Below are 6,069 nucleotides of genomic sequence, written 5' to 3'. Positions count from 1 at the left end.
GACCGGCGCGGTCCGCGGCGTCACGGTCGGTGGAGGCGGCGCCGCCGTGGTCCCCTCGTCGGACCGTTCGGAGCCGATCTCACAGGCCGTCACGGCCGGTGCCATCAAGGCCAGGCCCAGCACGGCAGCCATCGTCAGTCGTAACCGTCGTACCACCGCAACCTCTCCCCAGGACGGTCGCCGGCCACGGTGGGGCCCTGACGGATCCGCGTGAGCGGAGAGGCACGCCGGGCCGGGCGGGCGACCCCTGGCACTCTACCCGGGGAGGAGCGCTCAGGCGGGGTAGCCGAGCTCGGTCAGCAGCGGTCCGGCCTGCTCCAGCACATCGGCCAGATCCTTTTCGGTCAGTCGCTGCCGCCAGCGCCCCACCGAGCCCGGCCGGGCCTTGGCGAAGCGGGCGTGCAACGCCGCCCGGCCGGCCGGGTCGCGTACCTCCAGGAAGTCGGCGACCACCTCGGCGGCCTCCGCCGGCCGGGTGACGACGTCCTCGTAGCGCAGGTGCCGCACCCGGTCCGCGGGCAGCTCGGCGAGCTGGGTGAGCGCGCTGCTTGTGAAGCGCCGCCACATCCAGGCCGACCGGCCCAGGTCGGAGACCTGCGTGAACTCGTCGCGCCGCTCCGGCTCCACCCAGAACCGCGGCGCGGCGCCCCAGGGCGTACCGCCCCGGCCGCTGCGACCGGTGCCGGTGGACGAGGCGTTCAGCCAGGGCTGCTCGGCGTGCGACACCGCCACGTCCCGGCCGTCCCGGTAGACGTGCAGGAAGACCGCGTCCGGGAAGACCTCGGTCAGGAACGGCACGATGAAGCAGTTCTCCGGGTCCTTCTCGGCGAAGCGCAGTCCACCGTGCCCGGACGCGGCGAGCAGCGCGCCGTAGTAGCCCCGGAAGTAGCGGGCCGCCCGCTGCGGCGTCCAGCTTCCCTCGTAGACACAGCGGGCGACCGCCTTGGTCAGGCGCGGCTCGAAGTGGTACGACACGTCCGGCAGCGCGCCGACGCAACTGCCCAGGAACGTGGTGCCGGAACGCGGGGCCCCCAGGATGAAGATCGGGCGCTCCACCTTCAGCGTGAGGCGGCGGTTGCCCGCCTCCACCGGCCGTTCCAGCTCGCGGCGTTCCTTGCGGTCCGCCAGCAGGCCGACCGCGGCGAGCTTCGCGGCCTTCACGGTGGACAGCCCGGAGTGCGGGGCGAGGGGGGAGTCGCTGGTCATCGAAGGTCCCATCGGTGCGCAGGATCGGTCAGGACTGGGCGGCCGGGTCCGACCCGGCGCGGTTGCGGCCGCGGCGAAGGGACCGCAGCGCGTCGAGGTTCAGCGTGCGCCGCCAGCGCCAGACACCCGCCGCGTACGCGGCCAGGCCGACGGCGCTCACCAGCGCGAGCACCGGCGGCGTGGCGTCGAGCAGGCTCGCCGCGCCCAGCGGCAGGCCCAGCGCCACGACGGCGAGCGCCATCGCGGTACGGGTGCCGGCGCCGAACGGGTGCAGCCGCATCGACCACCAGAGCTGGGTCAGCGGCACCAGGTTGGTGACCAGGATCGAGATCGTCCAGGCCAGAGCCGCGCCGAGGATGCCGAACCGCGGGATGAGCAGCAGGTTGCCGACCACGTTGAGCACGGTGCCGGTCATCGCGTTGTAGAACGTCCACGCGGTGCGCCCGGCCATGTTGAGCACCATGTCGACCATGCCGCAGCCGGTGGCCAGCAGCATGGTCAGCGCCAGCAGCACCACGACCCGGCGGCCGTCGGCGTAACCGGCGCCGAAGAGCGCCAGCATCGGCGTCGCGAAGGCCGCGAAGATCAGGTACGCGGGCCAGGAGAGGATCACCAGCCAGCCGGTGGCGACCTGGTAGAGCTGGCCCGCCTCGGCCCGGTCGTTGCGGGCGAACGCGGCGGCCAGCCGGTGCTGCACCGAGCTGGACAGCGCGACGCTGGAGAGCTGGCCCAGCGCCAGGAACCGGGTCGCCGCCGTGTAGATGGCCGCCTCGGCCGGCCCGCGCAGCGCGCTGAGCAGCACGATGTCCAGCCGCTGCACCACGATCGCGGCCAGGCTGCTGACCGCACGTGGCCCGGTGAAGCGCCAGAACGGCCCGGCCAGTTCACGCGCCGGCACCGGCCGGGTCACCTGCCGGCCGGCCCGGCCGACGAGCCGGCTCAGCCAGAACAGCGCGACCACCGCGGCGAGCAGGTACGGCACCACCCAGGCCAACGGCAGCGCCACGGTGGCGGACAGGCCGAGCCAGGCGGCCACCGCCACGGCCAGGAACTGCACCAGCGTGCGGCCGAGCCGCTCCACTGTCAGCAGCGGGCGCATCTGGCCGAAGCCCCGGCAGGCGGCGAGCGCGTAGTCGTTGAGCGCGGCCAGCGGCACGAACGCCAGCAGGATGCGCAGCGCGGTCACCGCCTCCGGCCCGGCCTCCGGCATGGTGGCCCGGGCCAGCGCCGGCGCGGCCAGCCAGCCGGCGAGGCCGAGCAGCGCGCCGACCGCGAGCACCGGCAGCAACCCGACCAGGATCGTGCCCCGGATCTGGTCGCGGCGGTCCAGCGTGCGCTGGCGGCTGACGAAGTAGACGGTGCCGACGTCGGTGCCGAGCCGGGCCGCCGACGCGGCGATCATGAACGCGCTGGTGGCCGCGAAGAACATGCCGGCCTCGCGGACGGACCAGCCCCGGGCGATGACGATGTTGAGCCCGAACCCGGCCACCGCGGCCAAGCCGACACCGACCAGGTTCGCGAAGCCCTGCCGGGCCGCGCCACCGAGCCCCGCGCCCGGCCCGGGCGGCGGTGCGGTGAGCGTCGGGGTGCCGCCGGCGTCCGGCCGGGTCACCGCCGCCACGACGGCACGCGTCCCCACCACGCCGCCAGCCGCTCGTCGTACGGGGCGAAGTGGTCCTCCAGCCGGGCCCGCAGCTCCGCCGACATGGGCGAACGGGACCGCGAGTTGTGCTTGCCGAACGCGATGTCCGCCCAGCGGGGCAGCCCGAGGAAGTCGCAGACCGCGTCGAAGGACGGGCGCGGGTCGGCGAAGAAGTCGTCGCTGTCGATGACGTGCATCCGCTCCCGCCCGACGAGCGCCTCCAGCCGCTCCAGCTGCTCGATGTAGCGGCCCCGGGCCAGGTACGCGTTGTGCTGCAGGTGCTCGCTCGCGTACGCGGCCGAGCGGATCATCCGCTCCCGCTCGCCCGCGGTCCGCTGCTCCTCCAGCGCCAGCGCCCGCTCGAAGTCAGACTCGGTCTCGTAGCCCCGCGCCAGCTCGTGCGAGTGCGCCGAGTACGCCCGCTCCACCGGGTCACGCAGCAGCACCAGCAGCTTCACCGAGGGCAGGTCCTTGGCGATGCGCTGCCCGGCCAGCGGGTGGAACATGTAGTACGGGCTGGACTCGCCGGTGATCCCGCGTACCCCGATCTGGGCCTTGACCGCCTCGGCCTTGGCCGTGGTGGGGAAGTGCCCGAGGTACCAGTTCATCCCCCGGTGGTAGTCCATGTCGAAGTAGTGCACGCCCTTGTGGTACGCGGGCGGCAGCACGCCGGGGTGCTGCGAGAGCGTCTTGAACAGCGAGGTGGTGCCGCAGCGCTGCGCCCCCACGATCAGGAATCCCGGCACCATCCGTGAACCGGCGGTCAACCGACCGACAGTCCGGCTCACCGACTTCACCGCGCGGAGCGCCTGCTCCCTGGCCACCGTCACGTCCCCACTCCTCACTCTCACCGGGCCCGGCGGGCCAGGTGTTCCTCCACGGCGGGCAGCAGCCAGGTGTCGACGTGCCCCAGTCGCGCACCCGCCTCCGCCTGCCGGTCGCGCAGGTAGCGCGCAGCCAGCTCCACCAGGTAGAGCACGGCGACCAGATCGGCGCCCCCACCGGTCTGGTCGAACGGTGCCAGGGTTGCCCCGGCGCCGGCGATCAGCGCACGCGCGGCCTCGACCGGTTCCACCCCGTCGTGGCTCATCGCGCCCTGCACCGCCAGGTGCAGCGCGTCGTACCCGGCCGGCACGTCCGCCTCGAACCGCTCCCAGTCCCAGACCAGCACCCGGCCGTCGGCGAGCACCGCGCTGTTGCCGCCGTTCCAGTCCCCGTGCCACGCGCCGAAGGCGACCACCGGGTCGGCGTCCGCGACGGACTTCAGCACCGCGCGCAGCCGCCCGGCCTCCGGCCGGGGTCCGAGCGCGTCCACCGCGGCGGTGAGCCGGGCCGCGTGCCCGCTGGCCGCCCACGACTCCCGGCGTACGCCGAGACAGCCGGCGACCGCCACCATGGCCGCGCGTTCGGCCGCCTGCGCGGCGGCCGGGGCGGCCCGGGGCAGCCGCACCGGCAGCGCCTCCTGCACGAGCAGCGCGTGCCCGTGCCAGTCGCCGTGGTGGCGTACCCCGGCCAGGACCACCGGGCCGAGCGGCACCTCGGCGAGGCGGCGCAGCGCGTCCGCCTCCGCGTGCACGAGCGCGCGGGTCAGCGGGTCGACGCCGAGTTTCGCGTACCCGAGGGCCCGGCCGTCCGGGGCGAGCAGTTGCAGCACCGGCTTGCGGTTCGCGCGGGCCGGCCCGATGTGCAGGCTGACCAGCGCCGGCTCACCCAGCACCTCGGCCAGGTGCGCGTCCAGCCCGCCGCCGTCGACGACCAGCCGGTCGCGGAAGACGAGCGGCCCGAGACCGAGCCGGAACGCGGTGGCGAGGCCCTGCCGGACCAGCTTGGCCTTGCGGCCGACGGCCTCGGTGGAGTGCCGGACCGCGCTCGCCGCCGCCCGGCCGGAGCCGGTGGGCACGAGCAGCCGGGGGCGGGCCGCCGAGGGCACCACCACCCAGCCGGCGCCGCCGCGGCGCAGGCTGGGCTCGGCCGGCGCGGGCCAGATCAGCCCGGCCAGTTCACCGAGGTACGCGGCACGGCCGTCGCCGTCCGGGGGTACGCGGAACACCATCAGCGGTCACCGGTCGCTTCCAGCCGGGCCCGTAGCCCGGCGATCGTGCCCTGCGGTGGCGCGGGCGCGAGCGACCGGCGGATCCGGTCGTTGCGGGCCAGCAGGGCGACAGTGATCAGGGCGTAGGCGAGGGTTGCTTCCATCGCACCGTAGGTGAACTGGAAGAAGAGCATGAGGATGAGCACGAGCGTGCCGGCGATCCCGATGGCGCTGTGGTCGCGCCGGTAGCGCCAGATGCAGTAGATGAAGAACGCGTTGTAGCAGATCGCGCCGACCCAGCCCTGCCCGACGAGCAGCGCCCAGACCTGGCCGTTGCTGCCCAGCTCCCGGTTGCCGCACTGCTTGCAGTCCTCGGACTTGCCGATGGCGATCGACCGGTTGCTGCCGATCAGAGCCCGGTTGCCGCCGTAGCCGAGGATCGGCGACTGGTTGGCCGCCCGGACCGCGCCCTGCGACAGGGTGGTGCGGATGTCGTCGCTGTGCCCGTTCTGCAGGCGTTCGTCGAAGGTGCGGCCGAGCGGGGTCGCGACGATCAGCACGCCGATCAGTCCGACCGCCAGGGCGAGCCCGCCGAGCACCACCATCCGGCCGCGCAGCGCGAGCCGCAGCGCCACGTACGCGGCGGCGATGCCGAGGCCGATCCAGAGTCCGCGGTTGAGGGAGTAGACGATCGGGAAGATCGCCGCCAGCGCGATGGCCACGCCGGCGGTACGGCGCAGCGGCTTGCCCAGCACCACCCAGCCGACGATCAGCCAGACCAGCAGGATCGCGGTGTTCTGGCCCCACGAGTTCGTGTAGGTGAACGGCGCGGACGGGCGGGGCGAGCTGGCCTCCCCCTCGATCACCTGCTGCACCTGGGCGAACTTGATCTCCATGAGCGAGGTGACGTACGGGTGGCCGGCGATCGACTGCGGCAGCACGAACCGCAGCGGCGCGACGAACCTGAGGTTCGGGAAGAGCGAGCCGATCCAGCCGCCGAGCACCACGACCACGCCCATGAACCCGAACAGTCGCACCATCCGGCGCTGGGACAGCTCCCGCTCGCGCAGGTTGTAGACGTAGAGCATGGTCACTGTCATCGCGACGTAGTTGGCGAGCCGGATGCCCCAGCCGATGTACTTGCCGCTGCCGCCGGGCGGCAGCGTGTTCGGCGCGGTGAGGTCGAGGG

At 73.9% G+C, this 6,069-nt stretch carries 5 protein-coding genes; all 5 read right to left on the bottom strand.

The genetic code is table 11. The features are described 5' to 3' along the window. Positions 1-273 precede the first annotated feature (273 nt). Positions 274-1,206, bottom strand: coding sequence for a sulfotransferase (locus tag KBX39_RS20425; RefSeq protein WP_210871992.1), 933 nt, complete (start codon positions 1,204-1,206; stop codon positions 274-276). Positions 1,207-1,234: 28 nt separating this feature from the next. Further along, the gene (locus KBX39_RS20420; RefSeq protein WP_043327761.1) at positions 1,235-2,848 is read right to left on the bottom strand and encodes an oligosaccharide flippase family protein; all 1,614 of its coding nucleotides are present in this window, start codon (positions 2,846-2,848) and stop codon (positions 1,235-1,237) included. Continuing rightward, positions 2,815-3,678: a sulfotransferase gene (locus tag KBX39_RS20415; RefSeq protein WP_043327762.1), complete on the bottom strand. Its 864-nt coding sequence runs from the start codon at positions 3,676-3,678 to the stop codon at positions 2,815-2,817. Before KBX39_RS20415 ends, KBX39_RS20420 begins: the two co-directional genes overlap by 34 nt. A gap of 17 nt (positions 3,679-3,695) precedes the next feature. Further along, positions 3,696-4,901 (bottom strand): hypothetical protein, encoded by a 1,206-nt coding sequence (locus KBX39_RS20410; RefSeq protein ID WP_064448107.1) that lies wholly within the window; start codon positions 4,899-4,901, stop codon positions 3,696-3,698. After that, positions 4,901-6,069: O-antigen ligase (locus tag KBX39_RS20405; RefSeq protein ID WP_210871990.1), on the bottom strand; the 1,169-nt coding region annotated here is incomplete at its 5' end. The genes KBX39_RS20410 and KBX39_RS20405, both read right to left, overlap by 1 nt.

It is taken from the genome of Micromonospora sp. D75 (genome assembly GCF_018070405.1).
Taxonomy (GTDB): Bacteria; Actinomycetota; Actinomycetes; order Mycobacteriales; family Micromonosporaceae; genus Micromonospora; species Micromonospora chalcea.
This window is presented reverse-complemented; position numbering and strand designations above follow the sequence as displayed.